The sequence below is a fragment of the Phaeobacter sp. JH20_08 genome, from assembly GCF_048056635.1.
In the GTDB taxonomy this organism is placed as follows: Bacteria; Pseudomonadota; Alphaproteobacteria; order Rhodobacterales; family Rhodobacteraceae; genus Phaeobacter; species Phaeobacter bryozoorum.
Map to the genome: position 1 here is coordinate 82895 of NZ_JAYMVV010000001.1, position 26777 is coordinate 109671.

Here is a 26777-nt window from a genome sequence, read left to right on the forward strand (position 1 = left end):
TGGAAAATGATCAGGCAGCACAGGTGCCACATAGGCCGTGGATTTCGACGATATGGCGCAGGGCTTTAAAGGCATTTCTATCGGTCAGTTCTGTAAGCTTCGGAAGCAGGTCACTGCCGTCGTGTTCCTCTACCGATCCGCAGTCTTCGCAGATGGCCAGAACAGGCACGCTTTCAGCATGGTCGCAGCGACAGGGGACAAAGGCGTTGATTGACTCAAGGCGATGCGCACGCCCCTGATCGGTCAGAGCCGACAGCGTACGATAGACTGTCGGCGGCGCAATACTTGGCTCGCTCACCTGAAGCTGTTCAAGAATTTGATAAGCCGTCATCGGCCTGTCGCAGGCCTTCAACACGGTCAGGACATCTGATTGGCGTGTCGTTGCGCGTTTTCGCATGATGGCCCCCTTTGTTGCTCCAGGTTATTATTTTATAATATAACAAACCGCAAGACTTAAAACACCAGACACCGGGACAGCCATACGCAAATCCCGGATCGCTTCTGTCCTTAATGGTTGGTCTCGCCCCGCTTCACGCTGAAAAAAAAGTCGCTCCCTAAGGGGCGTTCGGCAACCTCGTCAGGTATAACCTCGGGGCCGCCCAGAAACACGTTGGTGCAGAAATGGGCGTGCATCCTCGAGAGTTTTCGCAACTTTTCACCTGTGATGTCCTGAAACAGCGCAAGCATATCCTCGCGCGCCTTGAGTTCGCTGATCCTCTCACGATGCCTTCGGCAGCAGTCCTCATGCGCAGCGGCAATGTCTGGATCTGTCAGCAATCGGGCCAGTTCCTCCTCAAGCGCAGGCATCATGCGCTGGATCGAGCGATCGTCTTCGGCGTTGTTGTTCATTCTGAACCAGTAGGACAATCCCTGATCGCGCTCGACGTGATTCACCCGACCACGGTCGCGTTTGACCAGAAAACTCTCTGCACTGCGCACCGCGTAATGGTTGAGCTGGACCAGGTCGTATCCATAGGTCGCGATGGTCGAGCGCCAGCCATTCCGAAATATGTCCCGTGGCATCGGGCGACCCGATCCGTTGACCCATCGAATGTCCTGCCAGTGCTGTGATTGCAGCCCCTTTGGCCGGTGAACGCCGAGACGTTTGAAGACACCGTTATTTCGAAACAGCGTTTTAAAGCCCCAAGCCTGATGCGGCCTGCGCGTGACTTCATGGGCGCAGCGCGTAAACTCTCGTGTGACTAACGCGCCGGAGAACCTGGACACATCATTATTTCCGAACAAGCGCCAGGTCATAGCGATCATATTCGCGTCACCGATCGCAGCATATAGGTCGCTGAGCCGCCCATTTCCGCATCTGATATTGATGAATTCATCCACATCCATACAGACAAGCCAATCCGCGGTGCGAACGACAGGTTCTTCTTCCGCCGCTTGAAACGCGGCGTGCTGCGGCTTCAGGTCGGTTCCGCGATATGGGTTATCCCTGTGCTGGACGTAGCCCTTGTCCTGTAAAACCCGCAAAAGACTGTCGGTGCCTTCGCTGCAGTCATTTGTATAAACAAGGACCTCATCCACGCCGATGGCACGGTGGTAGGCCAGCCACTCCAGCACGAAAGGCCCTTCATTCTTCATCGTTGTGATCACAACCGTCCGCGTTCCACTGCCGCCAGTGGGCAAAAGCTTTGCCTTGGGCATACGAACCGGATCTGCGCCGAAATGCTGCAACGACACATCAAGGAGTTCCGGCGCCTCAACGAGGCCAGCCTTCGGGACAATTTGCGATAGCTTCTCAGTTGGATGGCGCAGGAGCATACTGCGGGAGAACTTGGCGATGCGATCCGTGTCGGGCGTCGCCCCTACGATCTGTGACTGATGCCAAATGCTGTCAGCGCGGCAGTCTTGCGCGGCGACGCACCAACGCAGGTGGCGTATGTCGCTATCAAACCGCGTACAGATATGATCGGAAAATGAGGCGTTTCTGCCGCGACGCACCCGCCAAGGATAGCTCTGCACCCCATGCAGGCAAGTGTAGCTACCAGGGACCTGAACCGCGCGATCAAAAATCGTTGGACCTTTGTTACAGGCCAGCAGGTCGCATAAATCAAGATTGGCCACTGCACGGGCGCTGGCCAAAAAACGCGCCCGAATGATCTCATAGATCACGAACTCACCGAGCGGCGCCCTCCAGGGGTCATCCGGCGGCGCCGTCTGCCTGCGTTTCGGTGCACCCAACACATTCAGTGGATGAGCTTCAGCTGGCAGGCCTTTTTTGCCAAGCGGGCAGGCAGAATGAACCACGACCACGCGCACGAGCCCCTCAATATCTTTAGCAAACCCTTGCAAAGCCGCGATAAACTGCAGACTTTCATCAGGTGGCGCTTGATCTAGGATGACGGCTGCCTGCATCCCATGCTGAGACACATGGTAGGTCAGCCAGTCAAAGGCCGTTTCGGCACTTTCACCATTGCGCGTCGCTATAATCACGTTCAGCCCGGAAAAAAGGTCCGTCTCAGCAGCTTGGGCCTCAACACGGCATTCTTGACCGTTGACGGCGATAACGACCGGGTCCATCGGGCTATTCAACCCGACATCGAGGGACTGAACGCAATCCGGGCGATGTCTCAGGGTGGTGTTTTCGTCGGAAGCCAAAATATCGTTGCAATGGGTCCCTGATTTGAAGAACAGCCTGGCGGCATGGCTGTTGCCTGCGGGGATCACAACGCAGTCTAGCAGAATGGTTTCACCAAACTGCTGTACACCCAACTGGCGCTCCAGAACTTTGTCCGATCCTGTCCCGAGGTCTGAATGCGTCATAGAAGGCCCGTTGATATTTGTCTTTGGATAGCACGAATTTATTCGTACTGCCCTGAAAAATCCGAACGCCACCAATCATTAACCGCCTAACAGCCCACGGGTCGATCCTCGATTATGCGTCGCGCCTGTATCCTGAACCCGAGCAGCCCGGTGCCTATGTATCGAGGGCTCGATAGGAGCTGGTTGTGCCGCCTGTCCAGCGCCGGAAAGCACGATGAAAGTTTGCCGCAGAGGAAAATCCAAGATCCTGCGATATCTCTTCAATCGACTTCTGCCCGGCTCGCAAATCGCGGATCGCGATATCGCGGCGCAGTGCATCCTTGATGGACTGGAAGGACGCTCCCTCGGCATCTAATCGCCGCATCAATGTTCGAGGTGTCACATTTAGCATTGCCGCAGCATCGCTCAGTCGGCAGTTTTCCCAGTTGGATTGGTAGAGGAATTCTCGGATCTGAAGCGAAAGCCGGTGCTCCCGAAAGCCGGTGAAGATCCAGTCACGCGGAGCGCGGTCCAGGAATTCCGCCAACTCCGCAGCAGTGCGGGGCTGAGGTGCGCCCAGCTGCTGGGCGTCGAATGAGATGGCCGAGCAGCCCTGAGAAAATGTTACGGCGGCTGGAAAGACGACACCATAATCCTGCGCGAATTCGGGGCGATCGAAGGCAAATTGCACGGCCTTCACCGGCACCTCGTAGCCCGCCAGCCAAGAGAGCAGACCATGCGCCAGCTTAAGCATAAGCATATGCCCGAACCGTTGGATCTCAGGCGATCCGCGGGGGACGATCTTGAGAATGAGATCTGTATTTTCAGATTTTAAATCAACCTGATAGTCATCAAGTATCAAATTCCAGAATGTGGAGAACCGATAGAGGGCCGCCGGGAGGGTTCCAGCTGCACGCACCGTGGTCAACAGGTGTTGCAGCGCGCGAGGCCGGACAATGCGGTCCCACAAACCGGTCATTTCATCACCAGTTTCAACGGCGGCAACCTGATAGAGCTGCACGATCTGGTCAAGGGTTACCCGCTGCGCGCCCATGTGTTTGACAGTCTCCGGCTTGACCAGCGGGGCAAGACCGCAGCGTTGCAGAATAGCGCTCATCTGATCTCCGTTGCAGCAGGTCTGCAAAGCCAGAAGCCAGTCTTCAATGAATGGCAGAGATACGGTCGCCAGCGTGTCTGGATCGGAGTGTGTCATCACTGCGTCAGATTAGGTTGTTTTGTCACTTTCGGAAAGTCGTTTGTCAAATTCTGGAATGGGCAGCAAACTGGCCGTACCGTAGATACGCGACAGCAGGTAGCACAGCAGCGAGGCGCCAATGACTTATCAAGCTCCAATCCGTGACCTGATGTTCAATCTCGAACATCTTTCCCAATGGCCGCAGATCGTGTCCTTGGACAAGTACAGCGAAATTGAACGCGCTGACGCTCAGGCTGCATTGGAAGAATTTGGCAGGTTCTGCGGGGATCTCATCGCGCCGCTGTCACATGATGCCGACACGGCGGGCGCGCGACTTGAGGGGAACAAAGTCGTTCTCCCAAGAGCCTATGAAAAAGCCTACGCGCAGTTTGTCGACATGGGGTGGCAAAGCCTGGCACACCCTGCGGACCATGGCGGAATGGGCTTGCCGCGAGCCGTCGGAGCTGCCGCGACGGAGATCCTGAATGCGTCGGACATGAGCTTTGGCCTGTGCCCACTTCTGACCGATGGTGCCATCGACGCGCTGGAGCTCTCTGGCACGGATGAACAGAAGGAAATTTATCTCCGGCCGCTGGTGTCCGGCAAGTGGAGCGGGACAATGAACCTGACCGAGCCTCAGGCCGGCAGTGATCTTGGTCGCGTGCGTTGCAAAGCTGAGCCGCGCGAGGACGGCAGCTACAGCATCAGTGGCACCAAGATTTTCATCACCTATGGCGAACATGATCTCTCCGAGAACATTATTCATCTGGTTCTCGCGCGCACTCCCGACGCCCCGGAGGGGCACAGGGGGCTGAGCCTGTTTCTGGTGCCGAAATACCTCGTTGATGAGAATGGCCACCCCGGCGACCGCAACCGTGTCAACTGTGTGAGCATCGAACACAAGCTGGGGGTGCGGGCAAGTCCGACAGCGGTTCTGGAATATGCAGGTGCCACCGGATATCTGATCGGGGCAGAAAACCGCGGGTTGGAATATATGTTCACCATGATGAATGCCGCGCGCTTTGCCGTCGGCGTTCAGGGGGTCGCCTTGTCCGACCGCGCCTATCAGCACGCGCTTGCCTACGCCCAGGAGCGGGTTCAGGGACAAGGCATCGGACTGGACCCTGAACAGGTTCCGACCATCATCGGCCATCCCGATGTGCGCCGACTGGTGCTGCGGATGAGGGCTCTGGTCGAAGGTGGCCGGTCGCTCAGCATGGCAGCGGCTGGCTGGTTGGACCTGTCTCGGAACGGGACCGACAGCACGCGCGCAGAGGCAACGCCGATCGCCGAATTCTTCGTCCCTCTGGTCAAAGCCTTCTGCACCGAGCGAGCGGTCGAAGTGGCCTCCCTCGGCGTGCAGGTCCATGGCGGAATGGGCTTCATCGAAGAGACCGGCGTCGCGCAATTCTACCGGGATGCCAGGATCTTGCCGATTTACGAAGGAACCACGGCAATTCAGGCGAATGACCTATTGGGACGCAAGGTGCTGCGAGATGGCGGACAGACAGCGCGCCGGTTCTCGGCCATGATTGCAGAGACCGAAAGCGCCCTGAAAACTGGGAGCCCGAAGGCGCAGGACATCGCGAAATGTCTTGGCGATGCGCGGGCAGCGTTTGATGCCAGCCTGGACTGGTTGCTGGACATTGGCAGCGATGATCTCAGGTCCGCCTTTGCCGGCAGCGTCCCTTTCCTCAATCTAACCGGGACGCTTGCGGCCGGATGGCAATTGGCACGCGCGGCGCGTGCTGCCGAGATTGAGTTGGAACAGGGCAGCGAGCCTGAATTCATGGCACAAAAAATCACCACCGCCCAGATCTTCGCCCGGCATGTCCTGGTCGAATGCGAAAGCGACCGGGCCCGGATCATCAACGGTGCATCGAGTCTCCTCGACGAGACAAGCCGACTCTGACCTTCCGCAGCATACCCGCCCAAGGGCACCCATTTAATCCGAAAAGGATCCCGCCATGTTGGCAAAAGACAGCTTCAGCTCCTATCAGAACCTCGCCATCGACGTGCGCGACAACGGTGTCTGTGTCGTAAAACTCAACCGCCCCTCGAAACGAAACGCGCTGGACACCGCAACCATTGAAGAGCTGGTTCAGTTCTTCAGCGGTGCACATCGCAACGGTGTAAAGGCGGTGGTGCTGGCCGGGGCGGGGGACCATTTCTGTGCAGGTCTGGACCTCGTCGAACATTGGAAAGAGGATCGCAGCCCGGACGAATTCATGCATGTCTGCCTGCGCTGGCACGAAGCATTCAACAAGATGGAATATGGCGGGGTTCCCGTCATCGCAGCCCTGCAGGGCGCGGTTGTTGGCGGCGGTCTTGAGCTGGCCAGCGCAGCCCATATCCGGGTGATGGACCAAACCACATATTTCGCGCTGCCAGAGGGCCAGCGTGGCATTTTCACCGGTGGCGGCGCGACCATCCGTGTCTCTGATTTGATTGGCAAATCACGGATGATCGACATGATCCTGATGGGACGTGTTTATCAGGGGCAGGAGGCCGTTGACCTTGGGCTGGCGCAATACATCACTGATGGATCCAGCTTTGACAAGGCATTGGAACTTGCCGATCGCGCGGCGGAAAACCTGCCGTTGACCAACTACGCGATCTGTTCCGCAATCAGCCATCTCAACAATATGTCCGGTATGGATGCCGCCTATGCCGAAGCGGTGGTCGCCGGTGTTGTGAACACGCAGCCCGCGGCACGGGCACGGCTTGAAGCCTTTGCGAACAAAACGGCTGCACGCGTTCGTCCGAATGAATAACGCAGTATTCCTCTCGCCCATCCGGATCAGGGTGGGTGGGACCTACCATTCGGGGGGCAGCGGCCACAAAGACAGTTCTCGCCTTGACTGGTCTGATCGAACTTATCAATAGTTGTGCTATGACTAAGGCCAGATCAGGAGCGGCACTGCTCTCCCTTTCACTGGATCGCGACGGACCAGAAACGTTGCAGGCACAGCTGCTGTCTCAATTGAGACGCCTGATTCTCGAGCATGTGCTTTCGCCAGGGTCAAAGCTCCCATCAAGCCGGACATTGGCTGATGAACTCTCGGTGTCACGGGTGACGGTCTCCGCCGTGATCGATCAGTTGATCAGCGAGGGCTATCTGGAAGGGCGCGCCAGATCCGGTGTCTACGTCGAAGCAGAATTGCCCGAACAGCTGCCGGGATCGCCAGGAGCACCAGGCCCGCAGGATACAGACGCAGCCATGCCGGACGCTACTCCCGACATGCCCGCACAGTTCCGAACCTTTGATATCTCCGCATCTGAGATCGCACTGTTTCCATACCGCCAATGGAGCCGCCACCACGACAAAACCTGGCGTATGCCCGAAGCCGCGTTGCTGGCGCGCGTCGATCCTTTTGGTTGGCCACCGCTGCGCAGCGCGATTGCCGATCATTTGCGAGAATGGCGTGGCTTGCCCTGCACGCCAGAGCAGATCTTCATCACCTCCGGTGTCGTCGAAGCGATTGGCCTGATCGCGGCTGCCGTGTTGAGCGAAGGCGATGAGGTCCTGACCGAAGATCCCGGGTATATGATCCTCAATCGCGCTTTGCATCACAACCGGCTAATCCCAGTGCCGTCGCCGGTTGATCAGTCGGGCTTCGACATCAAGAGCGCACTGCTAGCCACACCGAGGGCAAAAGCGGCGATTGTGACACCGTCGCGTCAGTACCCGCTGGGCGTGACATTGCCGCTTTCCCGCCGACTGGAACTGATCGAATGGGCCGTCGCGAGACAGGCCTATGTGATCGAGGACGACTTTGACAGTGAGTATCGATTTCAGGGTCGACCGCTCCCGGCGATGATGAGCCTCAACAATCAGGATCGGGTGATCTACGTCGGCAGCTTCTCCAAGGTGGTCTTTTCTGCACTAAGGCTAGGGTTTGTGGTTTTTCCAGAACCACTTTTGTCGCAGGTCAAAGCCGTGCTGGAACAGACCGACCCGCAGGCGTCACTCATGCTGCAACCCGTGCTGGCCCGTTTCATGCAGAGCGGCGATTTTGCCACCCATATCCGGCGGATGCGGCGCCTCTACGCAAAACGACATGCGGCGCTGCTGCGGGCGATCTGCGTCCATGCAGGCGATCTACTGACCGTGGATCCGGTACCTGCCGGAATGCACTTGGTGGCAAGGCTCACATCTTCGCTCGAGAGCCGCATGAGCGATGTCGAGGCTGCACAGCGCGCCGATTTGGCCGGGGTTTCCGTCAGACCGCTGTCGTCATTTTTTGCACAGACGCCCAACATGCAAGGGCTGGTCATGGGCTTTGCAGGGTTCTCAGAAGACACACTTGACCAAGGCGTTCAGGATCTAGCGGCGGCCTTACGTGCATGAAACCAGACCTGTCTTGTCAACTCAATCAATCCTATTTTTAACATAACTACCATTATCAATCATCTTGTGGGCGCAATTCCTCATCCCTCGGGCGCGGCATCCGCTGTTGATGGGATAAAATTGCGCCAGTGATCCCCGACGGTGGGCAGTTCTGTATAGGTCCGCCGTGCGTCGGCGGCGCGACCGATGAGATCGGCGGCAGACATGCCCATTTTGTCGCAATAGGCTTCCAGTTCATCCACCGCGTCCGTGATCACCCTCCAGCCGCGCAGCATCACCTCGGAGGATAGCCCTACGGCACTGCTACCAGCCAGCATCATCCGGGCAACGTCCCGACCATTTGTCGCGCCGTTGGTGCCAATCAATGGGCAGCCCGGACCAAGACGTCGTCGGCTTGTTGCCAACCAATGGCAAGTGATCGGCAGGTTCCAATACCCCCCGATACCGCAGCTTGTGTCCAGCACAGGTTTTTGTGTTTCAAGATCAGGCACCAACCCAAGCGACCGGCCTGCCATAACCACGCTTTGGGCGCCTGCGGAAAACGCTGCTTCAGCGAGGTCGCCTACGCGTTCGCTTTGACCTGAGATCTTGATCCAGACCGGAATATCTAATGCTTCAACCATCATTCCGGTGAGCCTTGCCACCCGTTCGGGGACCAGCTCCGTGCTGACAGCACAGCGCGCCGCCTGGCTGGCGTAGGGCGTACCGATGTTCAGTTCCAGCAGCTTCAGCCCGGCGGCCTGGATCGCGCGCGCCATGTCCAGGGCTGCGGCTGGCTGGGCCAGGACCAGTGACGGTACGAACAGACAGTCGTGTTGACCTGCCAGACGGTCCATACTCACAGCTTGCAAGAGCCAAGCGTCAAACGTCAGTGACGGTAGCCCAGATCGGGTAAACACCGTCAGTCCGCGAGGAGCATCCTCGGACCAATCCACCTTGTTCCAGTCTCGATCCAGCAAAGTGTATTCAGCCTGCTGCAACTGGTGCCTGGCGGCTTGCGACTCGTTGATAGATTTGCCGACCACCGCACCCGCGCCGGCTTCAATCGCAGCACGGACCCCCTCGATATCAATCAGATGTTCTCCCGGCGCCGCGATCACCGGGTTCTTCAGGCAAAGATCTCCAATGCGGGTCTCAAGCTTGGCCATGCGTCACCCGCCGACTTCCAGCCGTTCCCCTGAGCACACAGTCTCCTTGACCTGCGGCCCTGGCGTCGACGCCCGCAATCCCAGAATGCGGCGTGCCTGATCTGTGGTCGCTACAGGACGCTCGTATTTTTCGCAGAGCGCTGTCACACGCTCCACGAGTGCAGCGTTCGACGGCGCCAGCGTATTGCGGTCGAGCCTGACATTATCCTCAAGACCCGTTCGCGTGTGTCCACCTGTCGAGATTGCCCATTCATTGACAACCAACTGGGCAGCGCCAATGCCGGCAGCGCACCACGGCGATGTCGGCGACAGCCGTTGCAGCGTTGCCCGGTAGATATCAAATATGGCTCTGTCTGCGGGCATCGCATTGCGCACCCCCATGACAAACTGCACATAAGGCGGGTCATGCAACTTACCCTCTTGCGCCATCGTGCACGCATTTACGATATGGCTAAGATCAAAGGCTTCAATCTCCGGCATCACACCGTAGGCCGCCATCTCGCTTGCCAGCCAATCCACTAGCTCGGGCGGGTTTTCGTAGACCCGTGTTGGGAAGTTGTTTGATCCGACCGAAAGCGACGCCATATCGGGCCGCAGTGACAGCATACCGCCCCGCGTCCGGCCAGACCCGGACCGGCCACCTGTGGACAGCTGGACGATCATGCCATCACAGTGCTTGCGGATTCCTTCCATCAGGCGCGCGAATTTCTCAGGATCCGAACTGGGTGTTTCGTCCTGGTTCCGAACATGACAATGCGCAATCGCGGCACCGGCCTCAAACGCGGCCTGGGTGCTTTCGATCTGTTCATCAACTGAAATTGGAACCGCCGGATTGTCCCACTTGCGGGGCAGTGACCCGGTAATTGCCACACAGATTATGCAGGGTGCTTGGTCGGTCATGGGCGGGATTCTTCCAGATTGGCCAAGGCCTCTATCGCCGCCCCTGCTCCGCGTGCATCGGCCTGTATGCCGAGCACCTTCAGAGCCAAATCAATGCTTGAGATCGCCCCCAGAATGGTCGGTGCATTGATGTGGCCCATATGCCCGATCCGTATCGACTTGTTGGCCCAGTCGCCCAGGCCCCGGCCCAGCGTAACACCGCAATGTTGCTTGCAGAAAGCGATGATCCTATGCGCGTGTGTGTCGGCAAAGTTCAGCACCGATACCGATGGCGCGCGAGCAGACGGGTCTATAATATTCGCCATCGCGCCCGCCGCCGACCATTGGCCAATTGCGGCCAGTGTCGCATCTCTAAGAGCTGCGTGACGTGCAAAGACCGCGCCGAGCCCCTCCCGCTCCATCATGTCTAGTGCTGCCGCGAGCCCGAACAAGAGCTGTTCGGGCGGCGTGCCACAGTATTTAGAGTAGTGATCACCCGTCATTCGCGCGGTCCAATCCCAGTAGCGGGACCGCAGACCCGCTGAGGCATGGGCCGCCAATGCACGCGGTCCTGCCACCACGAAACCCAGTCCCGCTGGACACATCAGACCTTTCTGTGACGCTGATACCGCAACATCCACGTGCCATTCGTCGAAAGCAAATGGCATGGTGCCCAGCGACGCGATGGCATCCACCATCAGCAGAGCAGAATGACCAGTGACGTCTATGGCCTGCCGGATGGCACCGATCTTGTTGCAGACGCCTGAGGCGGTATCGACCTGAACACAAAGGATTGCGGCAATCTCGTTCGCGCTGTCTTCTGTCAATCGCCGTATCAGCGCGTCGGTGTCGATGGGTCGGTGCCAGTCGCCCGGCAGGATCTCGATCTGTAATCCCATCGCCTCTGCCATGTCTCCCCAGCCAAGCGCGAACCGGCCGGATTCCAAGACCAGAATTCGATCTCCGCGCGACAACGTATTGCAAAGCGCCGCATCCCAGACGCCATGACCGTTGGCCGCATAGAGAACGACCCGCTGCGATGTGCCGAATGCTTTCTGCAAGCCTGCCTCGCACCGGGCCGTCACGTCGAGAAGCGGCCCGGAATAGATGTCGATGGAGGGGCGCTGGATCGCCGTGCGCACGGCATCGGGAAGGATCGACGGCCCCGGGATCAGAATGGTTTCCGGTCCGGCGGCCAGTTTTGGGAAAGCATCAATCATGGCTTAGCTCGATCTTGCCAAGCCGCCGCTCCCGCAGAAAGGCAGAGGCCACCACCGGGATGATCACAAGCCCCGCCAAACCCAGGATTTCATGCTTTTCAAGCGGGATGACCGTGTGCCCGGGGAGCGGCATGATGATCGCACCCGCAATGAGCAGCAGCCGGTCGTGTAGCTTCAGACGACCAACACCCGCCAGATAGCCCTGCATACCGCTGGCAAAGCACATCACACCCAAGACCGCGATGCTAAGTGCGATCACGATTTCACCCGGGCTGCCGACCAGAATTAACGCCGGATCCAGCACGAAGAAGAAGGGGATGAAGTAGATGACGCTGCCAAGTCTCATCGCCTCAACTCCCGTGGCCATTGGCGGTGCCTTTGCGACCGAGGCGGCGGCAAACGCCCCCAGCGCAACAGGCGGCGTGATGAACGACAGCATACCCCAGTAAAAAATGAACATATGGACGGCCATTGCATTCATTCCGGTCGCAACCAGTGCGGGAGCAAGAATAATCGCAAGAAAGATGTAGGCCGCCGTCACCGTCATACCGATACCAAGCACAAAGCTGGTCATCGCCCCGATGATCAACAGCACCATAGGCGAGCCGCCAGCGATCGACAGCAGGTCATTCACCAACGTTCCGGCAAGCCCGGTCATCGAGAGGGCACCCACAATCAAACCAATCCCCGCCAATACGCTAACGAGTTCGGCAAAAAGCTTCGTCAGCGTGTCAACAAAGGCAAGCAGCTCGTCACGTCCCCAGCGCGTGTTCTTTGAGAACAGCTGATTGATGATCAGCAGCACTGGAGTTGCATAGAACGGCGCCAGCATTTCGCGGCGAAGGAAAAGCAGCAGATAAACAAGGAGAGCGAAGGCAAAGATATAGAACCACCCTTCTTTCAGCGTCTGTCGCACCGATGGCAATTCCGCGGCCTCAAGCCCCTTGATACCTTCGCGCGCCGCGCGCGCGTCGATCTGGATGAAAAGCCCGAAGAAATATAAGAACGACGGGATAATCGCGGCCATTGCAACACTGGCGTAAGAGACCTCGAGAAAATTGGCCATGATGAAGGCTGTGGCGCCCATAACTGGCGGCATCAGCACACCACCCGTTGAAGCGCAGGCCTCGACCCCGGCGGCAAAGGGTGCCTTAAGCTTGATACGGCGCATCGCAGGGATGGTCATCACACCGGTGGTCATGACATTGGTCACAACCGAGCCGCTCATCGAGCCCATCAGGCCGCTTGCTACAATCGCAACCTTCGCTGGCCCGCCACGAATATGTCCCAGCAGAGCAAAGGCAAGATTAATGAAGAATGTGCCCGCCCCGGTATGCTGTAGCGCTGCACCAAAGATCAGAAACCCGATGACCAGATTGGCGAACGCCCGCATCGGGATGCCCACAATGCTCTCGTTGCTCATGGCATGGTAACCCGCCGCAGTCTCCAGCGGGTAGGAAAACCCGCGAATGGGGCCGGGCATGGCATCGGCAAACAATGGATAGAGGGACACGACGCCCACAATAACGGCGAGTGCCGTGCCGCCGACGCGGCGCGAGGCCTCAAAGATCAGGACCCAGAGTGCCATCGAAACATAGGTGGCGCGCGCGGGTGCCGCGAGTTCCCAGCCATTTTGCATCATGTTGAGCGAGTTTGCGATAAACCAGCACAGCACAGATCCGGTCAGGACCGCCAGGACGATATCGTAAAACGGCACCCTAGTGTCGGTCGCAGCCTTGCCAATGGGCAAGATGATGAAGACGGACGGGATGATCAAAAGCAAAAGCAGATACATATACTGATTTGCAAGAAGTGTATGGCCCACAAAGAAATGCAGATTGAAGGCCTGATTGATCGAAAGAAACACTACGGCGCAGGTGCTTGCCCGCAGCAACCAGAGCCAGGCATTGCCGACAGGTCGGAAACGGCTGACCGACGCTTCTAGGTCGTCCATCTTCGTACTCATGGATCAGTTATCCCAAACTGTCGGCATATTTGCCGCTCGCAGCGCATCTGCACGCGCGGCCATCCAGCGCTTCTGGAAGTCATCGGCGCTTTTGTCTTCCAGGTCTTGCCACGCATTTGCGATCACAGCCTGCCGGCTCAGAAGATACCGGTTGTGCGCTTCATTTTCGTCAGACCACAGGCCAACCGACTTCCAATACGCAACCGCTCCTTCATGATACGGCAAGACCCATTGGAAATTCTGCCGATCCTTGGCCCAGCCGCTGGCGGAGGGCTCGGCGGCGACAAATCTCTCGAACTGCTCGTCGATGCCCTTTGCCATGTTCATCACAAGCTCAGCATCGCGATCCGGCGCGGTCACGAGAATTGGATAGGGAAAGCCGCTGCATTGCAACGGGTTAGCATCCGAGATGTTGGTACCGGCCGTTGCGATCCGTTTGGCCATATGAGGGGCCACGGCCTGCATTCTCGCCCAATTTTCGGTTTCATCATGTGGAGTTTCAAGCCAGCGCAAACCCCGCGGAGACGCGTCAACTTCAGTGCCGCCGCCTGTGGTAAATGAAGTCATCGCATCGGCCTGATCATTCAGGATTGCTTTCCATGCCGCGTCAAACCCGCTTACCTCGACTTTGGTGACATCGTCCCATGTCAATCCGCCATATGCGAGAAAGGCCGTCACATTGGTCTGTAGCGCGGGTGAACCGACAACCCAAGGCAACCGCTTGCCCTTGAGATCTGCCGCAGTCACGATATTCGCGTCTGCCGCAGTTCCAAGCGCGAGACAGTTGTTGCCGGATGCGCTCATCACCATTTGCAGGGGTTGTGGTCCCAGTTCCGGTTTCGCCCACCCGAGGACGCCCTCAGCTGCATAGAACACGCCAGATCCGGCAGCGGCAAAATCGATCTGACCGCTCACCACTGGCACAACGCGAGAGACGTCATTTTTAGCCGGAACAACGCGCAGCGTAACGCCGTATTCGTCCTGGAGCGCCTTGCCGATAGCAACCGACTGGCTATAGCCCGAGCTTCCGACATTATAGGCTGTCCACGACAACGTATCGGGCAGCTTGGTCTCTTCCGCCGCGGCGGCACCGCCCAGGCACATCGCCAAAAGCGGACCCATAATTCTAAGCGTTTTGGTCATTTCTATTTCTCACACTTCCTAGTCGGTTACGCGGTCCGGTTTCCGCCCTTTGTTCTGGTTAGAACTCAGTCGCCCTGGCCTTTGCCCCATTGAAAACTCTTGGTCGAAAACCTGGACGAGCGTCTGAGTTAACCTGTGATTTACTGTCAGGTCTTGCCTGCGACCTCTCAACGATTGCGCAGGGCTGTTCCACTGTGTGGAACAATATGGTAAGCGTTCCAGACATCGCATAAGGGAGCAGGTTGTTGGTACGGTATACTCCGGTCAGATCCGTCGAGCGGGCGATGGCGGTGCTTGAGGAAATGAACCGCGTCAAAAGCTCCACGGTTGCTCAACTGCATCTCCGCACCAAACTCGCAAAACCGACAATCGTGCGGTTGCTCCAGACGCTGGAGCACATGGGTTATGTGAGCAGAGATGAACGCCAGTCGGGCTATGTTCTGACCTCAAAGGTCATGTCGCTTAGTGCCGGGTTTCACAATGACCCGCTGGTTGTCGAAGCCGGGCGTGCATATGCCATTGCCCTGACAAAGCAGGTTACTTGGCCGGTCTCAATCGCCATTCCAGATCAGGGCGATGTCGTGGTTCGGTTCTCAACCATTCCCGACAGCCCGATTTCACCGTTTCACGCAACGGTGAATATGCGCCTGTCTTTGGATCTTCATGGGCTGGGACTTGCCTATCTGGCTTTCTGTCCCGAGGACGAACAGCGCATTTTGTTGAAATCGATATTCGAACGCAGCAAGAGTGAGACGCCGCAATCAGGCGACACAGAAACCGGGCTGCAAGGGCGACTGGCCCTCATCAAGCAGCAGGGATTTGCGGAGCGGCTGCGCGCCGCCGGCAACGAAAGCTCCAACACGATCGCGGTTCCGATCCTTGGCGAAGGCCGCGCACTGGGGACTTTGGGTATTACCTATTTCCGCTCGGCCGTCCGGCGCGCGGATGCCGTTCGCGACTTTCTGCGCCCGCTACAGGATGCGGCCAAACAGATCGCCAGCAATGTCCGCGATCTGACCTGAGAGCTGTGTCAACGTGCTCGGGTTTCGTTCAACTCTTTCATCAGCGCCTCGAAGCGGGAATCCGCTTGGGCCTGCAACTCGGAATAGAGAGAATTGCCAAGCACATCGACACCAACGGTCAAGGGGCCCAATTGCTTCACGCGCAGGCGCGTCAGCCGAAATTGCAGGATGAGATCTGTCCACGCCACGTCGATTACATCTTCGACCGCCTCTGACGTCAATGCGCTGGCCCCACCCACAAATGACAGATAAACACAGCGCATCTCGCGCATTGCCTCTACCGTCTGCGGACCGACACCGCCTTTTCCACCGATCGCCTTTACCCCACTGGCGCGAATGATCGCTGGCAGATGGGGCTCAAATCGCGTGCTGGTTGACGGGTTGATGTAGCGACATGTTTTGTCGGATCCACTCTGTTCGATATAAGCACCGACCTGACACAACATACCGTCTTTGAGGTCTATCGGCAGCTCAACCCCCGCTTGCAGATAGTCCTTCATCCGCTTATGCGTCGGCAGACCAACGGTTACAACGATATCCCCTGTGAGATAGACAAGGTCACCGATCCTAAGCCTGTCCAGACAATCCTGTTGCAGCGGCAAGGTCAAATCGTGGCTCTGGGATTGCGTATTGGTCATTCGATCCGCTCGATTTTGCCTGAGTTATAGAGGCGAGCGCGGGTTCTACGGTTGATCCAGCAGTTGAAGCACACTGCCACGGGGGTAAACCCATGACCGGCGGAATAATCGATATGGATGCCCAATGCTGTCGTATCGCCGCCCTGCCCCATTGGACCGAAACCCAGCTTGTTGATTGCCTTCAGCAAACGCTTTTCCATATCTGCCAGGATCGGCTCGGGGTTTGTCGTACCCATCGGTCGCAAGGTCGCATTCTTTGCGATTTTTGCAGCCTGATCGAAGGACCCGCCAATACCGACGCCAATCATGACGGGCGGGCAATGCTGCGAGCCGGCCTTGATCACCGTCTTGAGGATGAACTCCTCAATATCGGCCAGTCCAGGATAAACAAAGATCTCCAGCGCCGCCCAACGACCTGAGCCGAGCGCCTTGGGTAAACATGTGATGTCAATGTAATCCGCGCCATCGACGATATCCCAGTTGATGATGGGCATATCCTTGCCCTGATAGGAGCGTTCGTTTGTCAGAGGGTTCTGAACAAATTTCAAAAGCGGCGGATCGATGCGCTCAACAAGATCGCCAAAACCATCGACGAAGGCAGATTTCACATCCCCTTCGAACCGTGCCTGACTGCCGATCTTAACAGAATAGACCGGCACACCCGCATCCGAGCACAAAAACCGGTCGTGTTCTTCGGCCAGCTCCGAACTGCGGATCATGAAGTTCAGCACCTTCTTAGCGTTCTCACCGGTTTCCTCGGCATAGGCTTCGGCAAGCCGTGCTTTCGTGTCCTCGGGGATCTTCTTTAATGACCAATCATAAAGATCGCCGGTCAGCCGCCGCAGCGCATCGTATCTGATCATCTCAATCCTGTTCTTTCTTGACGTAGACCCGAGGCAACTGAAATCGCGGCCCCATTTCGGCGAAATCCAGATAGCCCAGGCGACTGATGTGCCTGACCTTGTTGTAGTCCACCATCCCGTCGGTGAGGCAGGCATCGTCAATATGAACACCAACCACATGGCCAAACACGATCGTATTGGGGTTCTCAGGACGTTCAGTTGGCAAATGCAGCACCTCGATGGTCTTGCACTCAAACTGAATGGGAGAAGCCGCAACCCGCAACGGTTGGACCAGCCTAGACGGGACCGAAGCTAGCCCGACCTCGTCGATCTCGCTAACCTCGCTGCCCCAAGCGGTCGAGGACAGGTTGACCTCCTCGCGCAGATCATAGGTGGCGACATTGTAGACGAATTCACCCGTATTCTCAGCGTTGACCCAACTGTCCTTGGGCGTGCCGTCCGGCTTCAACCCATTGCACGAGAACATGACGGTGGGCGGAAAATTATGCACGAGATTAAAGTAACTGAACGGCGCAAGGTTATGGATGCCATCGGCACTCACAGTCGAAATCCAGCCAATAGGCCGTGGCGCAACGCAGGCAGAGATAGGGTTATGTGGCAAGCCGTGCCCTTTTGACGGTTCAAAGAACATCATTGCCATCCTTCAGAATTGCACCCGGCATGGCCGCGAAATCGCGATCTGCATACCCGGCATCCCGAAACTGGGTGAAGCTTTCAAGCGCAGCCTGCAAGGCTGGCGTCGCGACTCCGCCTTGGGCTGCCACCTCGCAAAACACCCCTAGGTCCTTGGCAATGCCGGCGACTGTAAAGCTCGCCGGGCTCTCTTTGCCCAAAATAATCTCGGACTTCCCGGAAAGAGCACCATTTGCTGCAGGGCCGCTTATCAGAATGTCCAACATCAACTCACCCGGCAGGCCGAGGCTGCGCCCTACCCCGAGCGCTTCGCGCAGCGACTGCCAATAGCTGGCCAGCATGATGTTATTGACTATTTTTGCCGCCAACCCCTGGCCCAACGGGCCGACGTGAACAACCCGGTTTGCAAAGAGTTCGGCCACCGGCACGAAGCGGGCCACATCAACAGGCTCACCGCCGATAAAGACGCCTGCCTGTCCCATCGAGACAACCTTGGGCCAGCCCGAAACAGGCGCGTCCAGCACCCCAGCTCCGGCAGCCGTGATCCTGTCGGCATATCCTTTCAGCGTGGCCGGATTAACCGTGCTGGTGTCGACAACCAGCTTGCCACGCAAATCACAGGTTATCAGCCGGTCCAGCACTGCCGCGACCGCCCCGTCGTCAAACAGCGACAATAGGACAATATCGACCTCCGCAACCAGATCGTCCAATATGGCAGGGGCACCAATTCCCCGCGCATCGGCCCAATCCAGGTCCACCCCGCTCCGCGTCCAGCCCGAAACTGAACAGCCCTGTTCAGCCAATCTTGCCGCAAGTGCCGCGCCCATCTTGCCAAGCCCAACAACGCCAACTCGTTCGTTCATCGCCATTTCCTTCAAAGCCTTTTCCGATCCGGTCAGCCCGCCATCGGATAGTCAGCCGCATTCAACACCCAACCGGGTTTCAGACTGAAATCCTCACGCGGGGGACAGAAGACATCAACCATTGCGTTTCTGTCAGCACCCGTCGCACGACTGGTATGGATGACGGGCGGAGGAATAACGGTCACCGACGGGGCGCCCACTTTGACCTCCTGATCAGGGCGCCAATCCGCCATATCCGTGGTCCAGGGCCAGCGCAAATGATGCGAATAAGCGCCCTCAAGCACCAGTGAGCATTGCTCGAAATCATCATGATGATGTGGCGACATTTTGGTTGTGTCGCGTGGCCCGTCATAAGGATCAAGCACATTGACCATGAAGGTGGTGCATCGAAAAATCCGGCCAAATCGACCCGGCTCTGGCGGGACATCCAACGAGTAATGCCGGAGTAGCCACCCATCGGTGGGCTTAGGCCAGTCTTGCAAGGGCGGAATATGACTGCGCAGCGATTGATACGCGTCACCATTGGTGCAAAGCGCCACCAGATCCTTTGATCGGCTGGTGAACAGCCGGAAAAAACGCCCCCCTTCGGGAAGGATCACTGCGCTGTCGCCGGGTGGCACGAAGGCAATGGAGTTCCCAGGCACGTCGCAGGAATTGCCGCCGACAGTGATCGTCGCGCCGTTCTCCGGCAGCAGGACAACGTATTCGTCGCACTGATTTTGTCTGGTAAAACTGCCTCCCGGTTCCGCTTCGGTGCGCATGACAACAAAGTTCTGGCCTCTCAGGCACCATGTCAGGCCGTCGCTGCTGCGAACAGCGGGGTCGATCCTGTCGAACTCACCAATCTGCGGAATCGCTACTAGCCCCGTTCTGGGCTTGGCCGCGGCTTTTGTGCGCAGCGCCGACCGCGGGTCTGTCTTGTCATAGGCCATCAGTCACTCCTGTACTGCGGGAAGGGCATTGCGAAGCTCGGCAAGCCACGCGCGGGCCGCATCGCGGATGAACGTCTGATCAGACGCGAGCACGAAGGCGGTCGCTCCCAGTTCGCAGAGCCATCCGGCATCCTTGGCCGAACCCGCCATGGCGCAGATCGCCACCCCATGCGCCCGCGCCGTTGCGCAGATGGTTTTTGTCGCCCGCAATACAGGCTCTGACCCGGGCTTTGTTTCGCCATAGGCAACGGTCAGATCGCCGCGCCCGATAAACACACCATCCAGCCCATCGGTCGTCACTATCGCGTCAATCTGCTCGACCGCCAAATGATCCTCGATCATCGCGATGACCAGGCCCCTGTTGTCTTCCTTTTCAACATGCTCGGCGAGCGTGACCTCCCCAAATCGACCCGCACGCGTCGTCGGCGAATAGCCCCGCGATCCGCCGCGATAGCGCGCGGCGGAGACGATCGCCCTGGCTTTCTGTGCTGTGTCAACATGCGGAACAAGAATCCCGTCTGCACCGCAATCCAAAGCCGACAGGATGTCCGCCGGTTCGGCGCTCTTTACCCGAACGAGACAGCCGATATCTGCCGCCTTGCAGGCCAGAACGATCCGATCCGTGGCCTCACGAGAAATCGGAGCGTGCTCCTCGTCGACCACTACAAAGTCATAACCGACCACCCCGAGGATTTCCGCAGGCATGGTATGCGCAATCTTCAGAAAACTCCCGGTCAGATTGGTTTCGTGTAGAAACCTCTGACGAAATCCGCCCTTAACATAGGTCATATCCTGCCCTTTCACACGTCGGAGGCCAGCGGCAGACCAACAAGACGCGACGGGTTATCCCGCACCAGCAGGCGAATTTCATCCTCGCTGAAGCCGCTGACGAGGCACAGCTTGATCGCCTGTCGCATTCCTTCGACCGGAGTTGGATTGTCGATCTGACCCAAATCTGATCCGATCGAAGAATGTTCGACACCGGCAGCGCGGATGTGGTCAGCCAGAAGATGCGGTTCGAACACGTTAAAGCGGCTATCAACATACAGGCAGGCAGATTGCTCAACCAGCGCACCAAATTCGGCGATCTCGCGAATGTCGTCGTAGGTAAAGTGAAGCCCGTACATTGGGTGATTGACGATCAGTTTTTTCACCCCACGCGTTTTGGCTTCCTCAAACAGCTTCCATATCTCCCAGACGTGAAGATGCCCTGAGGACAGAACCGCATCGAACTCGGCAATTGAATCCAATATCTCTTTGACCGGATCAATGATCGCCCCCCGATCGTCCACGACGGTCAAAAGCCGTGGAGGCTTGAGCTTCACATTCATCGCCAACCGCGATTTCCGAAAGGACGAACGGATATGATTGGCCGATTGCGCCGTCGGCATCCAGATCATCGTACCGCCATGTTTCAACTGGGAATCAACCACATGCGGGTCGAATCCCCCGGTCGTGTTGTTCAGAACCAACCCGCCATACATCGCTACGCCCAGATCCCCGACCAGACGCTTCATCATGGGCAAAAACGGTGTAACCGAGTAATGGTGGTCCTTGAACAGGATGCCACGCATTCCTGCAGCCGCCGCTTGCTCGACCGCCTGAATATGGTCGATCTGGCGTTCCATGATCGAGGGTCCTGAATGCACGTGGAGATCAACGGCACCGACCATTAAGCGGTCCACAACCACATCATCGACATCAGCTATCAACGCGCGGAACTCTTCTCGATTTTGGCTCTGTGTCATCTTGGTACCGTTTTTGTGGGTAATCGGGACCGATGATCGGGTAAATCCAGACCGGCATCCATGACGCCAGAGCCGTATTCCACGTGGTGGAATTCATGCGCCTCGCCCGCCAATACCGACTGGACCCGCTCCGGAATCATCGCCACTTTCGGCCCTGTAGGATGACCCCTCCAAGCACTCGGGATCGAAGATTGCAAAGACTGGCGAGGGGCCCAGGCCCCGAATGTCGATTCTGACCTGAATCTTGTCCGAAAGCGCATCGGCAAGATCCCTCGAATTCGCGGCAACTGGTGCGGCAAGAAACAGGAGCCCCCATGCGATACTCTGCGTTTGGACTGATCAAGGAAGCTCTGAGCGGGCACAAAGGCTGGCGCCCGCAATGGCGCGATGCAGCGCCACAGCCCGCCTACGATTACGTCATCATCGGGGGCGGCGGCCATGGTCTGGCCACTGCCTATTACCTCGCCAAGGAGTTCGGCGGCGCGCGGATCGCGGTGCTGGAAAAGGGCTGGATTGGTGGCGGCAACGTCGGACGCAATACAACCATCATCCGATCCAACTACCTGCTGGATGGCAATGAGCCTTTTTACGAGTTCTCGCTCAAGCTTTGGGAAAACCTGGAGCAGGATCTGAACTACAATGCGATGGTCAGTCAGCGTGGGATCCTGAACCTGATCCACAGCGATGCGCAGCGCGACGCAGCCCGGCGCCGCGGCAATGCGATGATCCTGAACGGCTCGGACGCGGAACTGCTGGATACCGCCGGTGTACGCGCCATGTATCCCTTCCTGAACTTCGACGATGCCCGCTTCCCGATCAAGGGCGGGTTGCTGCACCGGCGCGGCGGAACGGTGCGCCACGATGCGGTGGCCTGGGGCTATGCCCGGGGCGCGGATCAGCGCGGCGTCGATATCATTCAGAATTGCGAGGTCACGGGCCTGCGTATCGACGGAGGCAAGGTGTGCGGTGTCGAAACCTCTCGCGGCTACATTGGCGCGCGAAAGGTGGGCGTGTCGGTTGCTGGCAATTCCAGCCGGGTCATGGCCCTCGCCGGGATGCGCCTGCCCATCGAGAGCCATGTACTGCAGGCCTTCGTCTCCGAGGGGCTGAAGCCCTTCATTCCCGGGGTGATCACCTATGGCGCCGGGCATTTTTATTGCAGCCAGTCAGACAAGGGTGGGCTCGTCTTTGGCGGCGATATCGACATGTATAACTCCTACGCACAACGTGGGAATTTGCCAGTGGTCGAGGATGTGGTGGAAAGCGGCATGTCCCTGATCCCGGCTCTTGGTCGCGCGCGTCTCCTGCGCAGCTGGGGCGGCATCATGGATATGTCGATGGACGGCTCTCCCTTCATCGACAAGACCCATATCGACGGGCTCTATTTCAACGGGGGCTGGTGCTACGGCGGCTTCAAGGCCACGCCAGCTGCGGGCTATTGCTTTGCCCATCTGCTGAAAACAGACCGCCCGCATGAGACGGCAACCGCCTACCGGCTGGATCGCTTCATGACTGGCCGCATGATCGACGAAAAGGGCCAGGGCGCCCAACCGAACCTGCATTGAGGACTTGTCCAGATGATCATCAACCATCCGCTACTCGGCCCACGCGACGCGCAGGAATTCACCTATCTGGGCGATGCTGGCCTTATGAACCGCCCCTATTGGCTTTCGGAGACCGCGCTGCAGCAATTCCATGATTACCTCTATCTGCGTCAGAACCCGGCTGGGGAGCATCGCGAATTGTGGTTTCATGAACAGGGCGATCGTTCCTGGCTGGTCGTCACCCGCAATACGGTCACGCATGAGATACTGAAGGTTGAACTGGCGCGGGATGTTGCCCTTGCGAACAGAGCCGCAAACACGCCGCAGGAGGCGCTGCAATGAGTTCGCACCCCGCACTGAAAAACCGTCTGTCCGGCGGACTGATCGACCACGACACAGGCTTGTCGTTCCAATTTGACGGTAAGAACTACCAAGGCCATCAGGGAGATACGCTGGCGTCAGCACTGCTTGCCAATGGCGTGCGCCTTATGGGCCGCTCCTTCAAGTACCACCGCCCGCGGGGCGTGCTGACCGCGGGCAGCGAGGAGCCGAACGCCCTCGTTGAACTGCGGTCCGGTGGTCGTCAGGAACCGAATACGCGCGCCACGGTTATCGAACTCTACGCAGGATTGGAGGCCCAATCGCAGAACCGCTGGCCATCTCTCGAACATGACGTGATGGCGATCAATGACCGGTTCTCGAACTTCCTGACCGCAGGGTTCTACTACAAGACATTCATGTGGCCCAAAGCATTCTGGGAAAAGCTCTATGAACCGATCATCCGCAAGGCAGCGGGCCTTGGCAGCCTGACCGGTGAGGCGGATCCCGACGCCTACGACAAGGGATATCTGCACTGTGATCTGTTGATCATAGGCGCCGGACCAGCCGGCCTGGCCGCAGCATTGACCGCAGGGCGCGCTGGCGCTCAGGTCATTCTCGCGGATGAAGATAGTCACCTAGGCGGTCGTCTGCTAAGTGAAACTCAGGCTTTGTCCGATATGTCAGGCCCGGACTGGGTGGCCCAGACACAGGCAGAGCTTGCGACGCTCCCGAATGTGCGGGTGATGCCCCGCACCACAGTCTTTGGCGCCTATGATCACGGTATCTATGGTGCGGTTGAGCGCAATGCCGACCATCTGACGAAACCCGCAGCTGGCAAACCGCGTCAGACCCTTTGGCGGATCTATTCCAAACGCGCGCTGATCGCCACGGGAGCCATTGAGCGACCGATCGCCTTTGAAAATAATGATCGGCCCGGCATTATGCTGGCGGGCGCCGTGCGTGCCTATGCCAATCGCTGGGCAGCGACCCCGGGCCATTCGGTCGTGGTGTTCGCCAACAATGACGATGCACATCAAACCGCTCGTGACCTCATGGCAAAGGGTGTCGAGGTCCCCGCGATCATTGACGTGCGACCGGATGCGCCAGCCCTGCCAGGAACCGAGGTTCTGGCAGGTGCCGAGATTACCGACACCAAGGGGCGGCTTGGCCTGACGTCTGTCACCCTGCGCCTGGCAAATGGGCAAACCCGAACAATCGCCTGCGACGCGCTGGCCATGTCCGGGGGTTGGAATCCCAATCTGGGCCTGACGTGCCACCAGCGTGGTCGCCCCGTCTGGAACGAGGCCATCCAGTCTTTTGTTCCGGCCGCAGGGCTGCCCACCGGTCAGCTGGTCGCCGGGGCTGCTATGGGAGATATGACCACCGCACAGGCCCTTGCGGGGGGAGTCCAGAAAACGATCGAGGCGCTTGCCGATCTCGGCATCTCGGCCGGTGCAGCCGATCTGCCCCGTGCTGAAGACGCACCCGTCTCGCTGACCCCGTTCTGGCAGGTCAAAGGCGCAAAGCGCGCTTGGCTGGATTTCCAGAATGATGTGACGGTAAAGGACGTGAAGCTGGCGCATCAGGAAAACTTCACCTCGGTGGAACATCTGAAACGCTACACCACACTCGGCATGGCCACCGACCAGGGCAAAACCTCGAACCTTGGCGCGTTGGCAGTGATGGCCGAGCTCACCGGCAAGTCAATCCCGGAAACCGGCACGACCATCTTTCGTCCGCCCTATACGCCGGTGGCGATGGGCGCTCTGGCGGGGCGAGCGGTGGGTAAGGATTTCCACCCAACCCGCCTGACACCCAGTCACAAATGGGCCGAGGAACAAGGCGCGGTGTTCGTTGAGGTCGGCAACTGGCTGCGCGCGCAGTGGTTCCCGCGTGACGGTGAAACCCATTGGCGCCAATCCGTCGACCGCGAAGTGCTGCAAACGCGTAATTCGGTGGGCATTTGCGACGTAACCACTTTGGGGAAGATCGACGTTCAGGGCACGGATGCCGCGACCTTCCTCAACATGATTTATGCAAACGGGTTTGCTAAATTACCGGTTGGCAAGGTGCGCTATGGGCTCATGCTGCGTGAGGATGGTATCGCCTATGATGACGGCACTGCAGCCCGTCTTGCAGAGGATCATTTTGTCGTCACCACAACCACGGCCAATGCGGTTCTGGTCTATCGCAATATGGAATTCGTGCGTCAGTGCCTGTGTCCGGATCTGGATGTTCAACTGATTTCGACAACCGAGGCCTGGGCACAATATGCCGTCGCCGGGCCAAATGCGCGGAGATTGCTACAGAAGGTTGTCGACCCAGAATTTGACATCTCAAACGAAGCGTTTCCCTTCATGGGCTGCGGCGAAATCACCGTCTGCGGCGGATGCCGCGCCCGACTGTTCCGGATCTCCTTCTCCGGTGAGCTGGCCTATGAAATCGCGGTGCCGACACGCTATGGCGACGCGCTGCTGCGGGAAATGATGGCCGCCGGTGAGGAATTCGACGTGACCCCCTATGGCACAGAAGCTCTGGGTGTCATGCGGATCGAAAAAGGACACGCCGCCGGCAATGAGCTGAACGGGACAACATCCGCACTAAACCTCGGACTCGGGCGCATGGTCTCAACCAGCAAGGACTGCATTGGCAATGTCCTCAGCCGACGCGAGGGGATGAATACCGAAGCGGCGCTGCATCTGGTAGGGCTTCGCCCCGTCAACAGCAGCGACAGCCTGCCTGCCGGGGGGCATCTGATGGCAGCCGACGGCCCCGTGGATGCGGCACATGATCAGGGATATGTCACCTCCGCGGCCTATTCACCCATCCTGAAAAGCGCGATTGGCCTGGCTTTTGTCAAAGGTGGGTCGGACCGCACAGGAGAACGGCTGCGCCTTGTGAACCCGTTGGAAAACCAAACAGTCCTGGTTGAGATTGTCAGCCCACATTTTGTTGACCCGGAAGGGGAGAAGCTCCGTGCATAAGCTCAGTCCAATCAGCCCACTTGGCAGCGATACGGCCCGGATTGACCGGGTCGGCGACCTGACCATCTCAGAGGTGACAGACCAGGCCCTGGCCTCGACTACAGCGCGTAAAGATCAGGAAACGGCACTGCGGGCGGCTCTTGGTTCGGCGCATGGCATGACGCTTCCAGATGCCGGCACATCTTCAGACTCGGGGGGTATCTCCGTTTTTTGGACCGGACCCGCTCAATGGATGATCTCGGCCCCGCATGACCGCCATGAATTGCTGGCGCGTGATCTGAAACAAGTGGTGGGTGCGGCTGCCTCGGTGGTCGAACAGACCGATGGCTGGTGCCGTTTCGATGTCACCGGTCCGACACTCTGCGATCTGTTCGAACGGCTCAGTAATGCACCTGTGCGCAATATGGCAACAGGGAGCGTTATTCGGGGAACGTTGGAACATCTCGGCGTATTCCTCTGGCGCCGGGCAGAGGATCACATCGCAGTATTGGGACCGCGCTCCTCCGCGGCTTCCCTTCACCACGCGCTTATCAGCGCAGCTCATTCCATCGCGTAAAACCCGCCTGTCTG

At 58.2% G+C, this 26777-nt stretch carries 23 protein-coding genes; 8 read left to right on the forward strand and 15 right to left on the reverse strand.

All coding sequences use genetic code 11. The features are described 5' to 3' along the window. Positions 1-10: 10 nt before the first annotated feature. The 3 genes from VWY75_RS00430 to VWY75_RS00440 all read right to left on the reverse strand — a co-directional run bounded on the left by VWY75_RS00430 (position 11) and on the right by VWY75_RS00440 (position 3970). A complete protein-coding gene (locus VWY75_RS00430; protein ID WP_416538039.1) occupies positions 11-397 on the reverse strand; it encodes a Fur family transcriptional regulator in 387 nt (128 codons plus the stop codon). A 110-nt stretch (positions 398-507) separates the two neighbouring features. Beyond that, positions 508-2778 carry a glycosyltransferase family 2 protein gene (locus VWY75_RS00435; protein WP_416538040.1) on the reverse strand — a complete coding sequence of 757 codons (2271 nt, stop codon included), beginning with the start codon at positions 2776-2778 and terminating at the stop codon, positions 508-510. 154 nt (positions 2779-2932) lie between these two features. Beyond that, positions 2933-3970: an AraC family transcriptional regulator ligand-binding domain-containing protein gene (locus VWY75_RS00440; RefSeq protein WP_416538041.1), complete on the reverse strand. Its 1038-nt coding sequence runs from the start codon at positions 3968-3970 to the stop codon at positions 2933-2935. A 121-nt stretch (positions 3971-4091) separates the two neighbouring features. On the opposite strand from VWY75_RS00440, the gene VWY75_RS00445 reads away from it, so the two are divergent. The 3 genes from VWY75_RS00445 (at position 4092) to VWY75_RS00455 (ending at position 8303) form a co-directional block, all read left to right on the forward strand. Next, the gene (locus tag VWY75_RS00445; RefSeq protein ID WP_416538042.1) at positions 4092-5864 is read left to right on the forward strand and encodes an acyl-CoA dehydrogenase; all 1773 of its coding nucleotides are present in this window, start codon (positions 4092-4094) and stop codon (positions 5862-5864) included. A 55-nt stretch (positions 5865-5919) separates the two neighbouring features. Next, positions 5920-6726, forward strand: a complete 807-nt coding sequence (gene dmdD / locus VWY75_RS00450; protein ID WP_416538043.1) for a methylthioacryloyl-CoA hydratase — start codon at positions 5920-5922, stop codon at positions 6724-6726. A gap of 83 nt (positions 6727-6809) precedes the next feature. Continuing rightward, entirely contained in the window at positions 6810-8303 is a 1494-nt protein-coding gene (locus VWY75_RS00455; protein WP_416538044.1) for a PLP-dependent aminotransferase family protein, read from the forward strand. An 80-nt stretch (positions 8304-8383) separates the two neighbouring features. Here the strand turns inward: VWY75_RS00455 and VWY75_RS00460 are convergent, their stop codons facing one another. The 5 genes from VWY75_RS00460 to VWY75_RS00480 are packed head-to-tail and all read right to left on the reverse strand — an operon-like array spanning position 8384 to position 14659. Then, on the reverse strand, positions 8384-9451 hold the full coding sequence (locus VWY75_RS00460) for a dihydroorotate dehydrogenase (RefSeq protein WP_416538045.1): 1068 nt from the start codon (positions 9449-9451) through the stop codon (positions 8384-8386). A gap of 3 nt (positions 9452-9454) precedes the next feature. Beyond that, positions 9455-10351 carry a 3-keto-5-aminohexanoate cleavage protein gene (locus VWY75_RS00465; RefSeq protein ID WP_416538046.1) on the reverse strand — a complete coding sequence of 299 codons (897 nt, stop codon included), beginning with the start codon at positions 10349-10351 and terminating at the stop codon, positions 9455-9457. Next, the gene (locus VWY75_RS00470) at positions 10348-11550 is read right to left on the reverse strand and encodes a pyridoxal-phosphate-dependent aminotransferase family protein (RefSeq protein ID WP_416538047.1); all 1203 of its coding nucleotides are present in this window, start codon (positions 11548-11550) and stop codon (positions 10348-10350) included. Before VWY75_RS00470 ends, VWY75_RS00465 begins: the two co-directional genes overlap by 4 nt. Continuing rightward, a complete protein-coding gene (locus VWY75_RS00475) occupies positions 11543-13516 on the reverse strand; it encodes a TRAP transporter permease (RefSeq protein WP_416538048.1) in 1974 nt (657 codons plus the stop codon). Before VWY75_RS00475 ends, VWY75_RS00470 begins: the two co-directional genes overlap by 8 nt. Before the next feature lie 3 nt (positions 13517-13519). Beyond that, the gene (locus VWY75_RS00480; RefSeq protein WP_416538049.1) at positions 13520-14659 is read right to left on the reverse strand and encodes a TAXI family TRAP transporter solute-binding subunit; all 1140 of its coding nucleotides are present in this window, start codon (positions 14657-14659) and stop codon (positions 13520-13522) included. A gap of 245 nt (positions 14660-14904) precedes the next feature. Between VWY75_RS00480 and VWY75_RS00485 the strand changes: the two genes are divergently transcribed. After that, a complete protein-coding gene (locus tag VWY75_RS00485) occupies positions 14905-15681 on the forward strand; it encodes a DNA-binding transcriptional regulator (RefSeq protein ID WP_416538050.1) in 777 nt (258 codons plus the stop codon). A gap of 8 nt (positions 15682-15689) precedes the next feature. On the opposite strand, the gene VWY75_RS00490 is transcribed toward VWY75_RS00485, so the two are convergent. Genes VWY75_RS00490 through VWY75_RS00520 form a run of 7 tightly spaced genes read right to left on the reverse strand, consistent with a single transcriptional unit; the run spans position 15690 to position 21358 of the window. Continuing rightward, the gene (locus VWY75_RS00490) at positions 15690-16319 is read right to left on the reverse strand and encodes a fumarate hydratase C-terminal domain-containing protein (RefSeq protein ID WP_416538051.1); all 630 of its coding nucleotides are present in this window, start codon (positions 16317-16319) and stop codon (positions 15690-15692) included. Next, a complete protein-coding gene (locus VWY75_RS00495; RefSeq protein ID WP_416538052.1) occupies positions 16316-17182 on the reverse strand; it encodes a fumarate hydratase in 867 nt (288 codons plus the stop codon). Before VWY75_RS00495 ends, VWY75_RS00490 begins: the two co-directional genes overlap by 4 nt. A 1-nt stretch (position 17183) precedes the next feature. After that, entirely contained in the window at positions 17184-17816 is a 633-nt protein-coding gene (locus VWY75_RS00500; protein WP_416538053.1) for a flavin reductase family protein, read from the reverse strand. Continuing rightward, complete coding sequence (locus tag VWY75_RS00505) at positions 17803-18678, reverse strand: NAD(P)-dependent oxidoreductase (protein ID WP_416538054.1); 876 nt, start codon at positions 18676-18678, stop codon at positions 17803-17805. The genes VWY75_RS00500 and VWY75_RS00505 overlap by 14 nt, the downstream gene beginning before the upstream one ends. A gap of 32 nt (positions 18679-18710) precedes the next feature. Further along, positions 18711-19610 (reverse strand): hypothetical protein, encoded by a 900-nt coding sequence (locus VWY75_RS00510; protein WP_416538055.1) that lies wholly within the window; start codon positions 19608-19610, stop codon positions 18711-18713. A 3-nt stretch (positions 19611-19613) separates the two neighbouring features. Beyond that, positions 19614-20399 carry an HpcH/HpaI aldolase family protein gene (locus VWY75_RS00515; protein ID WP_416538088.1) on the reverse strand — a complete coding sequence of 262 codons (786 nt, stop codon included), beginning with the start codon at positions 20397-20399 and terminating at the stop codon, positions 19614-19616. A gap of 11 nt (positions 20400-20410) precedes the next feature. After that, entirely contained in the window at positions 20411-21358 is a 948-nt protein-coding gene (locus tag VWY75_RS00520; RefSeq protein ID WP_416538056.1) for a DUF6282 family protein, read from the reverse strand. A 314-nt stretch (positions 21359-21672) separates the two neighbouring features. Here VWY75_RS00520 and VWY75_RS00525 point away from each other — a divergent pair, with 314 nt between their 5' ends. From VWY75_RS00525 to VWY75_RS00540, 4 genes are read left to right on the forward strand one after another with little or no spacing between them, the layout of a single operon-like run. Further along, positions 21673-22923, forward strand: a complete 1251-nt coding sequence (locus tag VWY75_RS00525) for a sarcosine oxidase subunit beta family protein (RefSeq protein ID WP_416538057.1) — start codon at positions 21673-21675, stop codon at positions 22921-22923. Positions 22924-22935: 12 nt separating this feature from the next. After that, positions 22936-23244 carry a sarcosine oxidase subunit delta gene (locus VWY75_RS00530; RefSeq protein WP_340547678.1) on the forward strand — a complete coding sequence of 103 codons (309 nt, stop codon included), beginning with the start codon at positions 22936-22938 and terminating at the stop codon, positions 23242-23244. After that, positions 23241-26207: a sarcosine oxidase subunit alpha family protein gene (locus tag VWY75_RS00535; protein WP_416538058.1), complete on the forward strand. Its 2967-nt coding sequence runs from the start codon at positions 23241-23243 to the stop codon at positions 26205-26207. The genes VWY75_RS00530 and VWY75_RS00535 overlap by 4 nt, the downstream gene beginning before the upstream one ends. Beyond that, positions 26200-26763: a sarcosine oxidase subunit gamma gene (locus VWY75_RS00540; RefSeq protein ID WP_416538059.1), complete on the forward strand. Its 564-nt coding sequence runs from the start codon at positions 26200-26202 to the stop codon at positions 26761-26763. Before VWY75_RS00535 ends, VWY75_RS00540 begins: the two co-directional genes overlap by 8 nt. Positions 26764-26777: the final 14 nt, after the last annotated feature.